General features: G+C 54.5%; 16 protein-coding genes. 8 read left to right on the forward strand and 8 right to left on the reverse strand.

Annotation, left to right across the window (positions count from 1 at the left end):
• Positions 1-4: 4 nt before the first annotated feature.
• The gene (locus tag EDF81_RS23950; RefSeq protein WP_148049927.1) at positions 5-1,318 is read right to left on the reverse strand and encodes a hypothetical protein; all 1,314 of its coding nucleotides are present in this window, start codon (positions 1,316-1,318) and stop codon (positions 5-7) included.
• A 658-nt stretch (positions 1,319-1,976) separates the two neighbouring features.
• Between EDF81_RS23950 and galR the strand changes: the two genes are divergently transcribed.
• A complete protein-coding gene (gene galR, locus EDF81_RS11890; protein ID WP_123348333.1) occupies positions 1,977-2,987 on the forward strand; it encodes an HTH-type transcriptional regulator GalR in 1,011 nt (336 codons plus the stop codon).
• On the opposite strand, the gene EDF81_RS11895 is transcribed toward galR, so the two are convergent.
• The 5 genes from EDF81_RS11895 to EDF81_RS11915 all read right to left on the reverse strand — a co-directional run bounded on the left by EDF81_RS11895 (position 2,984) and on the right by EDF81_RS11915 (position 7,357).
• Positions 2,984-3,433 carry a GNAT family N-acetyltransferase gene (locus tag EDF81_RS11895; RefSeq protein ID WP_123348334.1) on the reverse strand — a complete coding sequence of 150 codons (450 nt, stop codon included), beginning with the start codon at positions 3,431-3,433 and terminating at the stop codon, positions 2,984-2,986. The genes galR and EDF81_RS11895 overlap by 4 nt on opposite strands.
• Complete coding sequence (locus EDF81_RS11900) at positions 3,430-4,203, reverse strand: FCD domain-containing protein (protein ID WP_123348335.1); 774 nt, start codon at positions 4,201-4,203, stop codon at positions 3,430-3,432. The genes EDF81_RS11895 and EDF81_RS11900 overlap by 4 nt, the downstream gene beginning before the upstream one ends.
• 66 nt (positions 4,204-4,269) lie before the next feature.
• Positions 4,270-4,587, reverse strand: coding sequence for a PTS sugar transporter subunit IIB (locus tag EDF81_RS11905; RefSeq protein ID WP_123348336.1), 318 nt, complete (start codon positions 4,585-4,587; stop codon positions 4,270-4,272).
• 9 nt (positions 4,588-4,596) lie between these two features.
• On the reverse strand, positions 4,597-6,024 hold the full coding sequence (locus EDF81_RS11910) for a glycoside hydrolase family 1 protein (protein ID WP_123348337.1): 1,428 nt from the start codon (positions 6,022-6,024) through the stop codon (positions 4,597-4,599).
• Between the two features lie 7 nt (positions 6,025-6,031).
• Positions 6,032-7,357 (reverse strand): PTS sugar transporter subunit IIC, encoded by a 1,326-nt coding sequence (locus EDF81_RS11915; RefSeq protein WP_123348338.1) that lies wholly within the window; start codon positions 7,355-7,357, stop codon positions 6,032-6,034.
• A gap of 226 nt (positions 7,358-7,583) precedes the next feature.
• Between EDF81_RS11915 and EDF81_RS11920 the strand changes: the two genes are divergently transcribed.
• Positions 7,584-8,597 (forward strand): LacI family DNA-binding transcriptional regulator, encoded by a 1,014-nt coding sequence (locus EDF81_RS11920; protein ID WP_123348339.1) that lies wholly within the window; start codon positions 7,584-7,586, stop codon positions 8,595-8,597.
• A 9-nt stretch (positions 8,598-8,606) separates the two neighbouring features.
• Here the strand turns inward: EDF81_RS11920 and lysA are convergent, their stop codons facing one another.
• Positions 8,607-9,869: a diaminopimelate decarboxylase gene (gene lysA, locus EDF81_RS11925; RefSeq protein WP_123348340.1), complete on the reverse strand. Its 1,263-nt coding sequence runs from the start codon at positions 9,867-9,869 to the stop codon at positions 8,607-8,609.
• Positions 9,870-9,996: 127 nt separating this feature from the next.
• On the opposite strand from lysA, the gene EDF81_RS11930 reads away from it, so the two are divergent.
• The gene (locus tag EDF81_RS11930) at positions 9,997-10,920 is read left to right on the forward strand and encodes a LysR family transcriptional regulator (RefSeq protein WP_123349046.1); all 924 of its coding nucleotides are present in this window, start codon (positions 9,997-9,999) and stop codon (positions 10,918-10,920) included.
• Here EDF81_RS11930 and EDF81_RS11935 read toward each other — a convergent pair.
• Positions 10,917-11,609: an aspartate/glutamate racemase gene (locus EDF81_RS11935; RefSeq protein ID WP_123348341.1), complete on the reverse strand. Its 693-nt coding sequence runs from the start codon at positions 11,607-11,609 to the stop codon at positions 10,917-10,919. The two genes, EDF81_RS11930 and EDF81_RS11935, sit on opposite strands and share 4 nt — an antisense overlap.
• 142 nt (positions 11,610-11,751) lie before the next feature.
• Between EDF81_RS11935 and EDF81_RS11940 the strand changes: the two genes are divergently transcribed.
• The 5 genes from EDF81_RS11940 (at position 11,752) to EDF81_RS11960 (ending at position 16,778) form a co-directional block, all read left to right on the forward strand.
• Positions 11,752-12,078 (forward strand): cupin domain-containing protein, encoded by a 327-nt coding sequence (locus tag EDF81_RS11940; RefSeq protein ID WP_123348342.1) that lies wholly within the window; start codon positions 11,752-11,754, stop codon positions 12,076-12,078.
• A 465-nt stretch (positions 12,079-12,543) separates the two neighbouring features.
• Complete coding sequence (locus tag EDF81_RS11945; RefSeq protein WP_123348343.1) at positions 12,544-13,434, forward strand: carbohydrate ABC transporter permease; 891 nt, start codon at positions 12,544-12,546, stop codon at positions 13,432-13,434.
• Positions 13,427-14,335, forward strand: coding sequence for a carbohydrate ABC transporter permease (locus tag EDF81_RS11950; protein WP_123348344.1), 909 nt, complete (start codon positions 13,427-13,429; stop codon positions 14,333-14,335). The genes EDF81_RS11945 and EDF81_RS11950 overlap by 8 nt, the downstream gene beginning before the upstream one ends.
• A gap of 12 nt (positions 14,336-14,347) precedes the next feature.
• Positions 14,348-15,475, forward strand: a complete 1,128-nt coding sequence (locus EDF81_RS11955; RefSeq protein ID WP_123348345.1) for an ABC transporter ATP-binding protein — start codon at positions 14,348-14,350, stop codon at positions 15,473-15,475.
• A gap of 16 nt (positions 15,476-15,491) precedes the next feature.
• Positions 15,492-16,778, forward strand: a complete 1,287-nt coding sequence (locus tag EDF81_RS11960; RefSeq protein ID WP_123348346.1) for an ABC transporter substrate-binding protein — start codon at positions 15,492-15,494, stop codon at positions 16,776-16,778.
• Positions 16,779-16,815 lie beyond the last annotated feature (37 nt).

The following is a 16,815-nucleotide window of genomic DNA, read 5'->3' on the forward strand; positions in this document are numbered from 1 at the left end:
AACATTACATGCTTGCAGAACATGCTACATATACGCTCCCTCTATCGTAACCGACTTGATAATCATTATAAAGATAACCATTCTCCAGGCTTGTTAAATAATGATAACCTTCAGGACCAATATCATTGGCCCAATATGTTATATCCGTACCCCATCCGTAAGCCTTAACATTCCCCCATTCGCCCCATAGGGTCCCAACATCTCTGTGGCCGGATTTGTTAACCCCTGCATTGGTTATGATTTCATAGGGCGGAAGAGCAAAACCCATTTTATTACAAACCCCTGTTGCATTTGATATTGTATATCTATTTACTCCAGCACTGACAAACCAATGAGCAATTTTAAATGAATATGTTAAATTACCACCATCAGAAGTGGACACAATTTTTATAGACGCATCCGCTTCTCCTCGACCGGGTTCATCAATAATAGTAACGACGCCATTACCATCAACATCAACCCAAGTCCGATTGGATGTAAAAATATACTTATCACTCCCGCCATTATCATTTACATTTATTTTAAACTCCGCATTCTTAAATGCGGTCGTAGGAAAACCATCATTAACGTTAAAAGTATAGCCATTTGCAGTAACATCTAATTGAGGCTGTATTTTTTTAATGCATGCCACGTGCACACTGCCCCGGTCTTGCCCAACTTTATAATCATCATAAAGAAAACCATTAACGAGATTGACTAAATAATGATATCCTTGTGGGCCATTATCATTTGTCCAGTATGTTATACTCGTATCCCATCCATAAATTTTAACATCACCCCATTCCCCCCACAGACTACCTACATTTCTTTTACCTGTCTCATTCACTTCTGCGGGAGTTAATTTTTTGTAAGGCGATAATGTATATCCAATGTTGCTACAGTAATTCTCAGCACTAGATATTTTATATTGTTCCTTGCCTGCATAAGCAAACCAATACCTTAAATAAAACTTATAATATAAAACTGTGTCATCAGACTTTGAACTCGCTGTAATCGTTACTGGACCTTGATATTCAGAAGGTTTATCACCAAAAGTAACGTCCCCAACCTGGCTCACTGAAACCCAATCTTCACTTGAACTCCAGTTAAACTCTGATGGATTTACTCCTGCAGTTAACTGGATGGTGAAGGACGCATTTTTGAAAGCTGTTTCGGGAAAACCATCATCTTTATCAAAAAAATGGCCATTCGCTCTCACACCAACCACTGCCACATCACTGGCAAATGAGACTTCAGGCCATACAAGACCAACTGACAACATAGACCATATAGACCATATAAACAAACACACTACCCTTGAAATAAAAAACATTTTCATAACCGCCCCAAAAAAAACAATTCCCAGGAAAAATAATACCTCCTAAAAATTAAGATAATAAGCGATATCCTCTAATGAATTCACTGCTTAATAATGGTGCCTGCTAGTTAACAGTAAACAACATAGCAGCAGAATTTAACTTTAAACCGGCTTAAGTAAATCTCCTCATTAATGCTGAAGTCGGTATGTTTCTTCACGCTAAAAAGGGAAATATCAAGGAAAGCGAAGAGTTCCAGACCAAACCTGAGTTACCCAAGTTGATTGAAATTCTCCATGAAAACTTTGCTACCGAGGCTTCAATCCTTTACGCAGGCAAAAAAAAACCTGCGCATCTGCGCAGGTTGGTGCAAGAGATAAGGTACGAAAAACCGTACCGAAGAATTCACCTATCAATACCTCTGGGACAACCAGAGTAGCAATGTGGCAGCGGCTATCTCCAGCGGACAATCGCAACAGCTCGGCGCAAAGTGTAACTAAAGGTTTGATTTATCCCGTTCTTGTAGCAATCGGCGGATTCTGCGGGAGGTAACGATTACACCACCCGCTTTTATACGGCGGTCACAATTGTCGCGGCTGAAAAGGCGGACGCCTTGAATCTACGCTGGATTTCCGTAACACTTGCCGCAGTGTAAACGCTTACCCAACAGGAAGGCAGTAGATGGCGACGATAAAGGATGTAGCCCGGCTTGCAGGCGTCTCGGTTGCCACGGTCTCACGCGTGATTAATGATTCCCCGAAAGCCAGCGATGCCTCGCGTCAGGCGGTGCAGGCGGCGATGGAGTCCCTGAACTACCACCCGAACGCCAACGCGCGGGCGCTGGCCCAGCAGTCCACGGATACCCTCGGGCTGGTGGTGGGTGACGTGTCCGACCCCTTTTTTGGCGCGATGGTAAAAGCCGTCGAACAGGTGGCCTACAATACCGGTAATTTCTTACTGATCGGCAACGGCTACCATAATGAACAAAAAGAGCGTCAGGCTATTGAACAACTGATCCGCCACCGCTGCGCGGCGCTGGTGGTACACGCCAAAACGCTACCCGACGCCGAGCTGATCGGCCTGATGCAGCAGATCCCCGGCATGGTGCTGATTAACCGCATCGTTGCAGGCTTTGAAAAACGCTGCGTGGCACTGGATGACCGCTTCGGCGCCTGGCTGGCGACCCGTCATCTGATCCAGCAGGGCCATACGCGGATCGGCTATCTCTGCTCGAATCACACCATTTCCGATGCGGAAGATCGCCTGCGCGGCTACTACGATGCGCTGGCGGAAAACGGCCTGCCCGCCAATGACCGACTGGTCACCTTCGCCGAACCGGACGAAAGCGGCGGCGAGCTGGCGATGACCGAGCTATTAGGCCGCGGAAAACAGTTTACCGCTGTCGCCTGCTATAACGACTCAATGGCCGCAGGGGCGATGGGCGTGCTGAACGATAATGGCGTTGAGGTACCGCGGGATATTTCACTGATTGGCTTCGATGACGTGCTGGTCTCGCGCTATGTCCGCCCGCGTCTGACCACGGTGCGCTATCCGATTGTGACGATGGCGACCCAGGCTGCCGAACTGGCGCTGGCGCTGGCGGCCAACCGTCCCGCGCCGGAAATCACCCACCTGTTCAGCCCGACGCTGGTGCGCCGCCATTCGGTCACGGCACCGGCTGAAAACGGCTAAAGCGCGTAGCGGTAAAGATTGACGAGGGTGTCGGGATAATCCAGCCCCTCGCCGATATGCTCCCAGCCATAGCGCTCATAAAAGTCCCGACACGCGGAATAAAGATGCAGCTGTTTAAAGCCCATCCCCCGTGCCTGATCCATCGCATAGTGCTGTAAACGCCCCGCCAGCCCTTGTCCTCTCGCCTCTTTTGCCACGTACAGCGCGGCAAACCATGGCCACAAATCCTGACGGCTGATCAAATCGCAGCGCCACAGTCCAGCGGTGCCCAGCAGACGTTCACCGTCGGTAGCGATAAAGGTCAGCGGCAGTGCGCCGGGAATCTGACTGTGCGTAATAATACTGGCGAAAAAATCACGCGGCAGTGAATCACCAAATGCCTGCCACAGCCAGTCGGTAACCTGCTCCGCATGGTGCGGTGCAGCATACAGCGGCTGGATTTTCACATTAATTTCCCCTGAAAGATCGGCACCGACTCAAACAGATAGCCGTCAAAATCCGGGGCATCTTCATCGGAAAGCTCAAGCAGGCTGTTTTTGACGTTTTCCAGATGTTGCCACATGGCCTGCCAGGCCCCCATCACATCGCGGCGGCGCAGGGCGGCAAGAATAGTCTGCCGCTCGCCCAGCCATTTCAGGCGGTAGGGTCGACTGGCAATATGGGCGTTGAACTGCTGCCACAGCGGGCTACTGTCCATCTGGTGCCAGATGCTCTCTACCGTGGCCAGCAGCATCTGGTTCTGGGATGCGCCGGCCAGCAGCAGATGAAACATCTTACTGTTGTCCTGGGAGGTATCGTTGCTGGCGATGGCGTGCTGCTCCTGTTCGAGCACGCGACGCAGATTGTCGATATCGGCACGGGTCGCCATTCGGGCGGCGAAGGCGGCAATATTGCTCTCCAGCAGCTGTCTGGCCTGCAGGATCTCAAAGGGACCGACGTCGCTGTTCAGCAGGCGCTCCTCTTCGTTTTCGTGCTCCTGCGGAACACGGACAACGTAGACGCCCGAGCCCTGGCGAATATCAACGGTGCCCTGCAGTTCCAGCATTAATAGCGCTTCGCGCACAATCGTCCGGCTGACGCCGTAGGTTTCGGCGATATTGCGCTCCGGCGGCAGACGCGAGCCGACGGGGTACTGCCCGCCGACGATTTGCCGACGCAGATCTTCACCAATTTCCTGGTACTGTTTCCTTTCCGGCGGGACGACGGCCTTCTCCACACTATCACCTGTATAACCGTTTACGTGAATGCGTAAACCGGCGCAAAGCGCCGGTCCGATCGGGCGCTAGCTTACCAGACTCAACGCCTGATCGAGAACTTTCGCCCCGTTAAGTGTGCCGTAGGCCACCGAATCGATCACCGCGATGGGAATGCCGTGTTCATCGGTTAATTTCTTGTTTTCCGCCAGCTTAAAGCGTACCTGCGGCCCCAGCAGAACGGCGGTTATTTCACTGGCGTAGCTGCTCAGCTCATCGCGCAGGCTCTGCTCGGCGATGGCATAAATCTTCAGATCCAGCCCGCGTTCGGCGGCAACTTTTTCCATTCTGGTCACCACCAGCGAGGTGGACATGCCCGCCGAACAGCACAGTACAATTCGTTTCATTGCGGCTCCTTATTTCCATTCATCATCGACTGTCAGGGTCAGTTCACGACGCTCGCGTAGCTGCCGGAACCAGGCCGCCGACTTTTTCGCCCGCCGCGCCCGATTGTTCTGGAGATCGATCTCAATCAGCCCGTAGCGGTTTTTAAAGGCGTTCATCGGCGAGACGTTGTCGGTAAAGGCCCACAGCATATAGCCGTGGCAGTTGGCCCCGTCGCGCACCGCCAGCAGGGTTTGCCGCAGGTGCTCACCGATAAACTCAATCCGGTAATCATCGGCGATAACGCCGTCTTCACCGCGAAAACGGGCTTCGTTTTCCACGCCCATTCCGCTTTCGGCCACGAACCAGTCGATATTGCGATAGTCGTTTTTAATGCGCATCGCCATGTCATAGATAATGCGCGGGGCGATTTCCCAGCCGCGGGAGGTGTTCATTCGGCGACCGGGCAGCTCAAAGGGTTCATAGTAGTACGCCGGATGGAACGGGGTATCCGGATGCCAGGCCCGCGACGGGGCTTTGACCCGGTGCGGGTAGTAAAGGTTAATCCCCAGCTCATCGACGGTGTTGTCGCGAATAATCGCCAGTTCCTCGTCGGTGTAGCGCCACTCAATATCGTGTTTTTCCAGCAGTTCCAGCAGCTCCGGCGGATACGTGCCGTGCACCAGCGGATCGAGGAACACGCGGTTATAAAAGAGATCGTAAACCTCCGCCGCCCGCTGGTCGTGGGGCGCGCGGGAACGCGGATACGTCACTTCCGGATTCAGAATACAGCCGACGCTGCCCGCATAGCCCTTGCGGCGGAACAGGCTGACCACTTTTGCAGTCGCCAGCACCTTATGATGGTTCCACTGCATCCAGGTATGGGTGTTCTGCTCGTAGGGCCAGCGCAGGGCGTCGAGGTAAACGCGGGTCTGCACCACGATGGGCTCGTTAAAGGTAAACCAGCGATTGACCTTGCCGTGATAGCGCTCAAATACCTTTTCCGCATAGCGCACAAACAGCTCGACCACGTGCTTCGAGGCCCAGCCGCCGTAAGTTTCCAGCAGCGTGCCGGGCAGCTCATAGTGTTCAAGGCAGATCATCGGCTCGATGCCGTTAGCCCGCATCTCATCAAACAGGTCGTCGTAATACGCGGCGTACTCCTCATCCACCACCGCATTTTCATAGTCGGTCAGAAAGCGGGACCAGTTAATGGAGGTCCGGTAGTGGGTCAGCCCGGCCTGCTTCATCAGCTGGACATCTTCGCGGAAGCGATGGCGGAAATCCGTCGCCACCGCCGGACCGTAGCCGTTGTGCCAGACCTGGCGGTCGTTTTTGTACCACAGATCGATCCACGAATCCTGGCCCGGCTTTTTACCGCTCCAGCCCTCCGTCTGCCAGGCCGACGCTGCGGCCCCGAGAATAAAATCGGCGGGAATGCTTAGTGTCTCAGTGCTCATCGTTCCCTCACGCGTTGTTGGTCGGCTGTTTGCTTTCCGCCAGCCCGGCGCGGCGGGAGGCAATCCTCACAAACGGCAGGTAAATAATGACGGCGGTAATAATGCAGACAAGCTGAGTCACCACCGCACCCATCGACCCGGCGGTCGAGAGCCAGGCGTTAATCAGCGGCGGCGTGGTCCAGGGCACCATCACCACGGCCTTACCGGCAAAACCGGTAACCGTTGCGAAGTAGCCAATGGTGCCGGTAACCAGCGGGGTGATGATAAAAGGGATCGCCAGGATCGGGTTGAGCATGATCGGCATCCCGAAAATCACCGGCTCGTTAATGTTAAAGATGCCGGGGCCGATAGAGAGCTTGGCTATCTCTTTCATCTCCTTGCGTTTTGTACCGATCATTACGGCAATCAGCAGGCCGATAGTCAGCCCGGAGCCGCCAATGCTCATATACACATCCCAGAAAGGCATGGTGATGATATTGGGGATCTCTTTGCCCTGCTCGAAGGCGCTCATATTGACCGCAATCGCCCCCAGCAGCAGCGGCTCGCGGATCGGCTTGATCATTTGGTTACCGTGGATGCCGATCACCCAGAACAGCTGGGCCACAAACATCAGCAGCAGAATACCCGGCAGGCTTTGTACCGCACCCTCCAGCGGCTGCTGGACCACCTTATACACCGCGTCATACAGATACATGCCGGTGATTTGATGGAAGGCAAAGCCGAAGGTGGCAATGACCGTGGTGGTGATAATCGCCGGGATCAGCGCCGAGAAAGAGGCCGAAACGTTAGGCGGTACCGTGTCCGGCATTTTGATCTTCAGCCCGTCGCGCGCTTCCAGCCAGCAGTAAATTTCCACGGAAAGAATCGCGATAAACATGCCGAGGAACAGGCTGCGGGTATCGGAGAACTGACGCAGTAGTACGTCCTTCACCACCACCATCTGGCCGTCGATCAGCATCTCAACGGTGGTTGGCGTGACGCAGATAAAGCAGATCACCGCCAGCAGACCGGGGAATAGCGTCTTGATACCGTTAATGCGCCCGAGCTCGATACCGATCAGGAACACGGCGCCGATATTAAGGAAGTTAAGCGTGGCGTAGTTAATCGCGCTGGTAATTGGCTTGAGCACCGCCAGAAACGACAGCCACTCAAAGCTGGCAAGACCGTTTTTCGGATCCAGCACCATGTTGGAGATCAGCACCGAGAAGGCGCCCACGATGATAACCGGCATCAGCGTGATAAAAGACGCCTTGATCGCCATGATATAGCGATAGCTGTTGAATTTTGTTGCGAAACTACCCAGCGAATCGATCAGTTTTTCCTGAAATGCCATAGGGTGTTACCTCAAAATTAGGGGGCTTTATCGAAATGGGTGTACAGCCGGATCCCCATTTGGCATACCAAAAATAGTCATGACCGACGGAAAGTTCTGTGATTCAACTCCCAACAACGCATCCGGTATCCCAAAATGTGAAAAGCATCAACATTGGCATACCACATCAACCGCAGGGGAATGTCTGTGATAAACTGCGGAAATTATGGGGAATCAGGATCGGTCAATGGCAACAATGCTGGATGTCTCATTGCGCGCAGGCGTATCGAAGGCGACGGTTTCGCGGGTACTGAATGGCACAGGTCAGGTCAAAGAGAGCACCCGCAAAGCCGTGTTTAAGGCGATGGAAGATCTGGGCTACCGGCCGAACTTTCTTGCCCGCTCGCTGGCCAACCGCACCAGCAACAGTATTGGCCTGGTGGTCTCAACCTTTGACGGCTTTTACTTTGGCCGCCTGCTACAGCAGGCCTCGCGCCAGAGCGAAGTTCACGGCAAGCAGCTGATGGTCACCGACGGTCACGATACCCCGGAGTGTGAGACGCAGGCGGTAGAGATGCTGGCGGATCGCCACTGCGACGCCATTATTCTCTACACCCGCTTTATGAGTGAGCAGGCGATCCTCTCCTTGACGGAAACCCTGAGCAAACCGCTGGTGGTGATCAACCGGGACGTTGCCAGCGCCCGCGAGCGCTGCGTTTTCTTCGAGCAGCAGGAGGCCGCATTCCAGGCGGTCGACTATCTGATTTCCCGCGGCCATCGCGATATTGCCTGTATCACCGTTCCCATCCACACCCCCACCGGCAAGGCTCGCCTGCAGGGCTACCGCCAGGCGCTGGAAAAAAACGGTATTGCCTGGGATCCGGCCAGGGTGAAGTACGGCACCGCAGAAATGACCAGCGGGTATGAGATGTGTCAGCAGCTGCTGCAGGAAGGCGTTGGCTTTAGCGCACTCTTTACCTGCAACGATGATATGGCGCTGGGAGCCTCAAAATCGCTGCATCAGGCGGGGCTGCGTATTCCGCAGGATATTTCGCTGTTTGGCTTTGACGACGCGCCCTGCGCCAAATGGCTGGAGCCGGCCCTGTCGACGGTCTATCTGCCTATCGATACCATGATTACCACCGCTATCGATCAGGCGATTAAACTGGCCAGCAATCAGCCGCTGGCCCCGATCCCGCCGTTTACCGGCAAGCTGGTGCTGCGGGATTCGGTGGCGACGGGGCCGTATGGCGCGCGCTAAGCGCGCCGCTTAGATCAGTTCCAGCGCCAGCAGCTCTTCAATTGTCTGACGACGGCGAATCAGCCGTGCGGTCCCGTTATCGAACAGCACCTCCGGCAGCAGCGGGCGACTGTTGTAGTTGGAAGACATTGATGCACCGTAGGCACCGGTATCGTGTAGCACCAGATAATCTCCCGGCACCACCGACGGCAGCGCACGCGTTGCCACCTTCCCGCCTTCCAGCTGGGTAAAGACATCCCCGGATTCGCACAGCGGGCCAGCGACCACGGTTTCCAGCGTCGGGGCGGCGCTCAGATCGCTGCCGTCCGCCGCCAGCGCGGTAATATGGTGATAGCTGCCGTACATCGACGGGCGCATCAGATCGTTAAACCCGGCGTCGATCAGCACAAAGTGACGGCTGCCCATCTTCTTCACGCTGCGCACCTGAGAAATTAATACGCCGGATTCCGCCACCAGGAAACGGCCCGGTTCGATCTCCAGCTTCACCGGATGGCCGAGATGCTGCGCGATCTGCTCCCGGGCGGCATTCCACAGGCCGTAGTAGTGATCCGTATCAATCGCCTCTTCCCCTTCAAGGTACGGGATCGACAGGCCGCCACCGGCGGAGATCGCCGTCAGATCCTGACCAAACTCAATCACCTGGCGCACCATCGCCCCGCACACCTGCTCCAGATGGCCGTAGTCAACGCCGGAACCGATATGCATATGAATACCCACCAGCTGCAGCTGGTAGCGCTGGATCACCGCCAGAGCATCGGGAAGATCGCTGTACCAGATCCCGTGCTTGCTGTTCTCACCGCCGGTGTTGGTTTTCTGGCTGTGACCGTGACCGAAGCCTGGGTTCACCCGCAGCCAGACGCGATGGCCCGGCGAGACTTCGCCCAGCTGAGCCAGCATATCCACCGACCCGGCATTCACCGGCACCTGGAGTTCACGCACGCGCGCCAGCGTCGGGGCGTCGATCAGATCGGCGGTAAAGACCACGTCGTCCGGGTTATTCAGGGGATCGTAACCGGCGGCCAGCGCCCGCTCAATCTCGCCCAGCGAGACGGAGTCGACCTTAACACCCTGTTCGCGCATCAGGCGCAGAATATGGATATTGGAGCAGGCTTTCTGCGCAAAGCGCACCACGTCAAAGCGGCTCAGCGCAGCAATCTGACGACGGATAATCCCGGCATCATAGGCCCAGACCGGGCAGCCAAACTCGCCCGGCAGGCGCAGCAGGTTTTCGGCGTTAAGCGCGGTATCGGTCTGGAACAGTGAACGTGGCATAGAAAACTCTCGTGTCAGTTAGCGATTTTTCCCTATTACGCCATACCGCGAAGGCAATAAAAAATATCGTTTTATCGCGAGTCTATGCAAAAATGATATGGATTACGCCACCGACGAGGAGCCTGCGATGCCCGCCGTTAACCTGCGCCATATTGAAATTTTCCACGCCGTGATGACCGCCGGAAACCTGACGGAGGCCGCCCAGCTACTGCATACCTCTCAGCCCACCGTCAGCCGGGAGCTGGCGCGCTTTGAAAAGGTGCTGGGGCTGCAGCTCTTCGAGCGCACGCGGGGGCGTTTACACCCGACGGTACAGGGGCTGCGGCTGTTCGAAGAGGTACAGCGCTCCTGGTACGGTCTGGATCGCATTGTCAGCGCCGCCGAGAGCCTGCGGGAGTTTCGCCAGGGCGAATTGTCCGTCGTCTGCCTGCCGGTCTTTTCCCAGTCGTTTTTGCCCGCGCTGCTGCAGCCTTTTCTGGCCCGCTACCCGGAGGTCAGCCTGAATATCGTCCCGCAGGAGTCACCGCTGCTTGAAGAGTGGCTCTCGGCCCAGCGTCACGATCTGGGCCTGACGGAGACGCTACACACGCCCGCCGGGACCGAGCGCACCGCCCTGCTGACGCTGAATGAAGTCTGCGTCCTGCCGTCGGCGCACCCGCTCGCGGCAAAAGCAGAGCTGACGCCCGCCGATTTTCAGGGTGAAAACTATATCAGCCTGTCGCGCACGGACAGCTACCGGCAGCTGCTGGATACGCTGTTCAACGAGCATCAGGTGAAGCGGAGAATGGTGGTAGAAACCCACAGCGCGGCATCGATTTGCGCGATGGTGCGGGCAGGCGTCGGGATATCGGTGGTCAACCCGCTGACCGCGCTGGATTATGCGGGAAGCGGCGTGACGGTACGCCGTTTTAGCGTCGAAGTACCGTTTACGGTCAGTCTGATCCGGCCTCTGCATCGCCCGACGTCGGCGCTGGTGGAGACCTTTACCCGCCATCTGCAGGATAGCCTGCCGCGCCTTACCCGGCCGCTGCAGGCTATCCTCGATGGTTAAGAGAGCATAAAATCAACCACGTCGGCGACGTGGATCACCGCCGTATCGTACACCGGGATCGCACACTGTTCCGGCGACAGCAGCAGGCCGATTTCGGTACAGCCGAAGATAACTCCTTCTGCCCCCTGCTCCGCCTGCTGTTCAATGATCTTCAGGAAGTAATCGCGGGATTCATCGAGAAGCTTGCCCTGGCACAGCTCATCAAAAATCACGCTATTGATCCGCCCACGATCTTCGTAGTCCGGCACCAGCGTATCGATGCCAAACTGCTGTTTCAGACGTCCGCGATAGAAATCCTGCTCCATGGTGTAGCGCGTGCCGAGCAGGGCCACCCGCTGCATATTCTGGCGCACAATTTCCCGGCCGGTGGCGTCGGCAATATGTAAGAACGGCAGGCTACACCGGTTCTCAATATGGTCCGCCACTTTATGCATCGTGTTGGTACAGAGCACGATGCCTTCGGCACCGGCCTGCTGTAACCCGATGGCCGCCTCTGCCAGCATTGCACCGGCTTTATGCCACTCACCGCTCGACTGATACATCTCAATCTCATGGAAATCAAAGCTATGCAGCAGCAGACTGGCGGAGTGCAGCCCGCCAAGCCGTGCCTTGATCCCTTCATTGATCAGCCGATAGTAGGGGATTGTTGATTCCCAGCTCATACCGCCCAGTAAGCCTATTGTTTTCATTGCCATTACCTCAGTTTCCCCTTTTAAGCAGTAAACCAAAGTTGTGATCAACTTTCCACTTCTCCCGCATTACCGTTCTTTTTAAAAGGTCACTGAGCTAAATTAAATGAAACAACGTTTCAACCAACTACAGGACGGCCTGATGTTTATTTTTCACAAAGAAACCACCCTTGACGATCTCGGCAATGGCGTGACCCGCCGCATTCTGGCGCACGACGGTAAAATGATGGCGGTGGAAGTGAATTTTGAAGCGGGCGCGATCGGCCCGATGCATAACCACCCGCACGAGCAGCTGACCTACGTCCTGTCCGGCGAGTTTGAATTTACTATCGGCGATGAAAAACACGTGGTCAGCGCGGGCGACACGCTTTATAAGCAGCCGCATATTATGCACGGCTGCGTCTGCCTGAAACCGGGCACGCTGCTGGATACCTTCACCCCGGTTCGTGAAGATTTTCTAAAAGTGTAATCTCCATCACATTATTTCCTGCCCTCCTCATGGAGGGCTTTTTATTTAGCCGTGTTAAACATTAGCGGCATAATTATTTCTTTTTTCTCCTGTCGCCCCTTCCTGCCCCTACGCCATTAGCCGCTGACAGATAATGATATATCTCGCAAAAGTGTCACACACCTCACCTTATTGAAACGGCGTTTCGACTTCGATCACATTTCCAGGATTAATAGAATGACTCGGAAACAAATCCAAATAAAATAAATTAAAACGATGTTTTACAAATCAAGAACACGGGTTTAGTAGATTTTGAAACCCTTACGGGGGGCCTGGGAACATGTAGGCTTAAACACCAGCAAAAACAAAGAGTAACAGGGAACAGCTCTGCACCACCGCATCACGAACATTACGCGCCTTCGCCGCACATCCGGGCGGGGGCGATACCAGTTCCGTTTTAAACACTTGAATGCCAGGTAGGTATGTATGAATGAAAACAGACTACTGGGATTGGCCTGGATATCACCCTACATCATAGGGTTGATAGTCTTTACGGCCTTCCCATTTGTTTCATCTTTCTTTCTCAGTTTTACTGATTACGATTTGATGAGTCCCCCGGAGTTTACCGGCATAGAGAACTATCGCTATATGTTTACGGAAGACGCGCTCTTCTGGAAATCTATGGGCGTGACTTTTGCCTACGTATTTTTAACCATTCCATTAAAACTGGCGTTCGCCCTCGGCATCGCCTTTGTTCTGAACTTTAAATTGCGCGGTATCGGCATGTTCCGTACCGCTTATTATATTCCGTCCATCCTCGGAAGTTCCGTGGCCATCGCCGTTCTGTGGCGTGCGCTGTTCGCCATCGACGGTCTGCTGAACAACTTTATTGCGGTGTTTGGTTTGGATCCCATCAACTGGCTGGGCGAGCCTTCACTGGCGCTGATGTCCGTTACCCTGCTGCGCGTATGGCAGTTCGGCTCTGCGATGGTGATCTTCCTTGCCGCGCTGCAGAACGTTCCGCAGTCGCAGTATGAAGCCGCCATGATCGACGGCGCGTCGAAATGGCAGATGTTTATGAAGGTTACCGTACCGCTGATTACGCCGGTTATTTTCTTCAACTTCATCATGCAGACTACCCAGGCGTTCCAGGAGTTTACCGGCCCGTACGTTATTACCGGCGGCGGACCAACCTATTACACCTACCTGTTCTCGCTCTATATCTACGACACCGCCTTCAAGTACTTTGATATGGGTTACGGTGCAGCGCTGGCATGGGTTCTGTTCCTGGTCGTAGCGGTCTTTGCCTCTATCGCCTTTAAGTCATCGAAATACTGGGTGTTCTACTCCGCCGATAAGGGAGGCAAAAATGGCTGACATTCAACAAGACCAGTTAGCTGCACGGATTAGCGCAGCCGAGCGTGAAGTGGCGCGCACCCTGCGCCGTGAAAAAATCAACGCGGCCTTCCGTTACGTGGTTCTACTGTTCGTCGGTCTGCTGATGCTCTATCCGCTGGCGTGGATGTTCTCGGCATCGTTCAAACCGAACCACGAGATTTTCACCACCATGAGCCTGTGGCCGAGTAACGCGACCTGGGACGGCTTTATTAACGGCTGGAAAACCGGTACCGAGTACAACTTCGGTCATTACATGCTGAATACCTTCCAGTATGTGATCCCGAAAGTGCTGCTGACCATTATCTCCTCCACCATCGTGGCCTACGGCTTTGCCCGCTTCGAGATCCCGTGGAAGAAATTCTGGTTCGCGACGCTTATCGCCACCATGCTGCTGCCGAGCACGGTTCTGCTGATCCCGCAGTACCTGATGTTCCGTGAAATGGGCATGCTGAACAGCTATCTGCCGCTGTACCTGCCGCTGGCCTTCGCCACGCAAGGGTTCTTCGTCTTTATGCTGATTCAGTTCCTGCGCGGCGTGCCGCGTGACATGGAAGAAGCCGCGCAGATTGACGGCTGTAACTCTATCCAGGTGCTGTGGTATGTGGTCGTGCCGATTCTGAAACCGGCCATTATCTCTGTTGCGCTGTTCCAGTTCATGTGGTCCATGAACGACTTTATCGGTCCGCTGATTTACGTATACAGCGTTGATAAGTATCCGATTGCACTGGCGCTGAAAATGTCCATCGACGTTACCGAAGGTGCGCCGTGGAACGAAATTCTGGCAATGGCGAGTATCTCCATTCTGCCGTCCATCATTGTGTTCTTCCTGGCTCAGCGCTACTTCGTACAAGGCGTTACCAGCAGCGGAATTAAAGGTTAAGAGGGAAATATCATGGCTGAAGTTATTTTCAACAAACTGGAAAAAGTTTACTCCAACGGCTTCAAAGCGGTACATGGTATCGACCTGAAAATCGCTGAAGGTGAGTTTATGGTTATCGTCGGTCCGTCCGGCTGCGCCAAGTCCACGACCCTGCGTATGCTGGCCGGACTGGAAACCATCAGCGGCGGTGAAGTGCGTATCGGCGAGAAAGTCGTGAACAACCTGGCCCCGAAAGATCGCGGGATCGCGATGGTGTTCCAGAACTATGCGCTCTATCCGCATATGACCGTGCGTGAGAACCTCGCGTTCGGCCTGAAGCTGAGCAAGCTGCCGAAAGACCAGATCGAACAGCAGGTTGATGAAGCAGCAAAAATCCTCGAACTGGAAGATCTGCTGGAGCGCCTGCCGCGCCAGCTCTCCGGCGGCCAGGCACAGCGTGTGGCGGTAGGCCGCGCGATTGTGAAAAAACCGGACGTGTTCCTCTTCGATGAACCGCTGTCCAACCTCGACGCCAAACTGCGTGCGTCCATGCGTATCCGTATTTCCGACCTGCACAAGCAGCTGAAGAAATCCGGTAAGCCGGCGACCACCGTCTACGTTACCCACGATCAGACCGAAGCGATGACCATGGGTGACCGCATCTGCGTGATGAAGCTGGGCCATATCATGCAGGTCGATACGCCGGATAACCTCTACCACAAGCCGAAAAATATGTTTGTGGCCGGCTTTATCGGCGCGCCGGAAATGAATATTCGCGCCACCAAACTGGTCGAAAAAGAGGGGCGCCTGAATATCGTTCTCGGTGATGAGTACCTGCCGCTGAGCGCCACCCACCAGGAAAAACTGGCCAGCCATAAAGATCAGGATGTGTTTTACGGCGTGCGTCCGGAATTCGTCTCTGTTGCAGACGAGCCGTTCGCAGACGCCTGCGGTTCCGGTGAGATGGTTCGCGTGGAAAATATGGGACACGAGTTCTTTGTGTACCTGAAGGTAGCGAACTATGAGCTGACCGCCCGAATCCCCTCTGATGAAGCCAAACCTATGATTGATAAAGGGCTGCATCGGAAGGTGTACTTTAAGTTCGACATGAATAAGTGTCATATCTTTGACGCGAAAACAGAACAGAACATCTCCCTCTGAACACTGGAGTATTAAAATGAAAAAAGTGCTTTTAAGCGCAGCAATCTCCGCCACTCTGGGCCTTACAGCATTACCCTCTATGGCGAAGGATGTCGATTTACGTATGTCCTGGTGGGGCGGCAACGGCCGTCACCAGGTGACTCTGAAGGCCCTGGAAGAGTTCCACAAACAGCACCCGGACATTACTGTGAAAGCGGAATACACCGGCTGGGACGGTCACCTCTCCCGTCTGACCACCCAGATTGCGGGCGGCACCGAGCCGGACGTGATGCAGACTAACTGGAACTGGCTGCCGATCTTCTCCAAAAACGGCGACGGCTTCTATGACCTGAACAAAATGAAAGACGTGATCGACCTGTCCCAGTTCGATCCGAAAGAGCTGCAGTCCACCACCGTGAACGGCAAGCTGAACGGTATTCCGATTTCCGTGACCGCACGTGTGTTCTACTTCAATGACGAAACCTGGAAAAAAGCGGGCGTTGAATACCCGAAAACCTGGGACGGTCTGATGGAAGCGGGTAAAACCTTCGAGACTAAACTGGGCAAACAGTACTACCCGGTCGTGCTGGAGCACCAGGACACCCTGGCCCTGCTTAACTCGTATATGACCCAGAAATACAACGTGGGCGCTATCGACGAGAAGGGCAAAAAACTCGCCTGGACCGATGCCCAGTGGGTTGAGCTGTTCCAGATGTACAAAAAACTGGTCGACAGTCATGTGATGCCGGACACCAAGTACTATGCCTCTTTCGGTAAGAGCAACATGTACGAGATGAAACCGTGGATCCAGGGCGAATGGGCCGGTACGTATATGTGGAACTCCACCATTACCAAGTACTCCGATAACCTAAAGCCACCGGCCAAGCTGGAACTGGGCAACTACCCGCTGCTTGAAGGTGCGACCGACGCGGGTCTGTTCTTCAAACCGGCACAGATGCTCTCTATCGGCAAATCTACCAAAAATCCGGAAGCCGCAGCGAAAGTTATCAACTTCCTGCTGAACAGCAAAGAAGGTGCTGAGACTCTGGGTCTGGAGCGTGGCGTACCGCTGAGTAAAGCGGCCGTTGCCACCCTGACCGCGGACGGCACCATCAAAGAGACCGATCCGTCAGTATCCGGTCTGCGCCTGGCGCAGTCTCTGCCGGCTAAACTCTCCGTATCGCCGTACTTCGACGATCCGCAGATCGTTGCCCAGTTCGGTACCACTCTGCAGTACATCGACTATGGTCAGAAAACCGTAGAAGAAGCCGCCGCTGACTTCCAGCGCCAGGCTGACCGTATTCTGCGCCGTGCAATGCGCTAATACGTTTTAAGCTGAAGTCATACCAGCCTCGTCCCCC

It is taken from the genome of Enterobacter sp. BIGb0383 (assembly GCF_003751845.1).
Classification (GTDB): Bacteria; Pseudomonadota; Gammaproteobacteria; order Enterobacterales; family Enterobacteriaceae; genus BIGb0383.

Coding starts and splice junctions, on each gene's coding strand:
- EDF81_RS23950 (WP_148049927.1), bottom strand. CDS start 1,318: ATGAAAATGTTTTTTATTTCAAGGGTAGTGTGTTTGTTTATATGGTCT.
- galR (WP_123348333.1), top strand. CDS start 1,977: ATGGCGACGATAAAGGATGTAGCCCGGCTTGCAGGCGTCTCGGTTGCC.
- EDF81_RS11905 (WP_123348336.1), bottom strand. CDS start 4,587: ATGAAACGAATTGTACTGTGCTGTTCGGCGGGCATGTCCACCTCGCTG.
- EDF81_RS11910 (WP_123348337.1), bottom strand. CDS start 6,024: ATGAGCACTGAGACACTAAGCATTCCCGCCGATTTTATTCTCGGGGCC.
- EDF81_RS11915 (WP_123348338.1), bottom strand. CDS start 7,357: ATGGCATTTCAGGAAAAACTGATCGATTCGCTGGGTAGTTTCGCAACA.
- EDF81_RS11920 (WP_123348339.1), top strand. CDS start 7,584: ATGGCAACAATGCTGGATGTCTCATTGCGCGCAGGCGTATCGAAGGCG.
- lysA (WP_123348340.1), bottom strand. CDS start 9,869: ATGCCACGTTCACTGTTCCAGACCGATACCGCGCTTAACGCCGAAAAC.
- EDF81_RS11930 (WP_123349046.1), top strand. CDS start 9,997: ATGCCCGCCGTTAACCTGCGCCATATTGAAATTTTCCACGCCGTGATG.
- EDF81_RS11935 (WP_123348341.1), bottom strand. CDS start 11,609: ATGAAAACAATAGGCTTACTGGGCGGTATGAGCTGGGAATCAACAATC.
- EDF81_RS11940 (WP_123348342.1), top strand. CDS start 11,752: ATGTTTATTTTTCACAAAGAAACCACCCTTGACGATCTCGGCAATGGC.
- EDF81_RS11945 (WP_123348343.1), top strand. CDS start 12,544: ATGAATGAAAACAGACTACTGGGATTGGCCTGGATATCACCCTACATC.
- EDF81_RS11950 (WP_123348344.1), top strand. CDS start 13,427: ATGGCTGACATTCAACAAGACCAGTTAGCTGCACGGATTAGCGCAGCC.
- EDF81_RS11955 (WP_123348345.1), top strand. CDS start 14,348: ATGGCTGAAGTTATTTTCAACAAACTGGAAAAAGTTTACTCCAACGGC.
- EDF81_RS11960 (WP_123348346.1), top strand. CDS start 15,492: ATGAAAAAAGTGCTTTTAAGCGCAGCAATCTCCGCCACTCTGGGCCTT.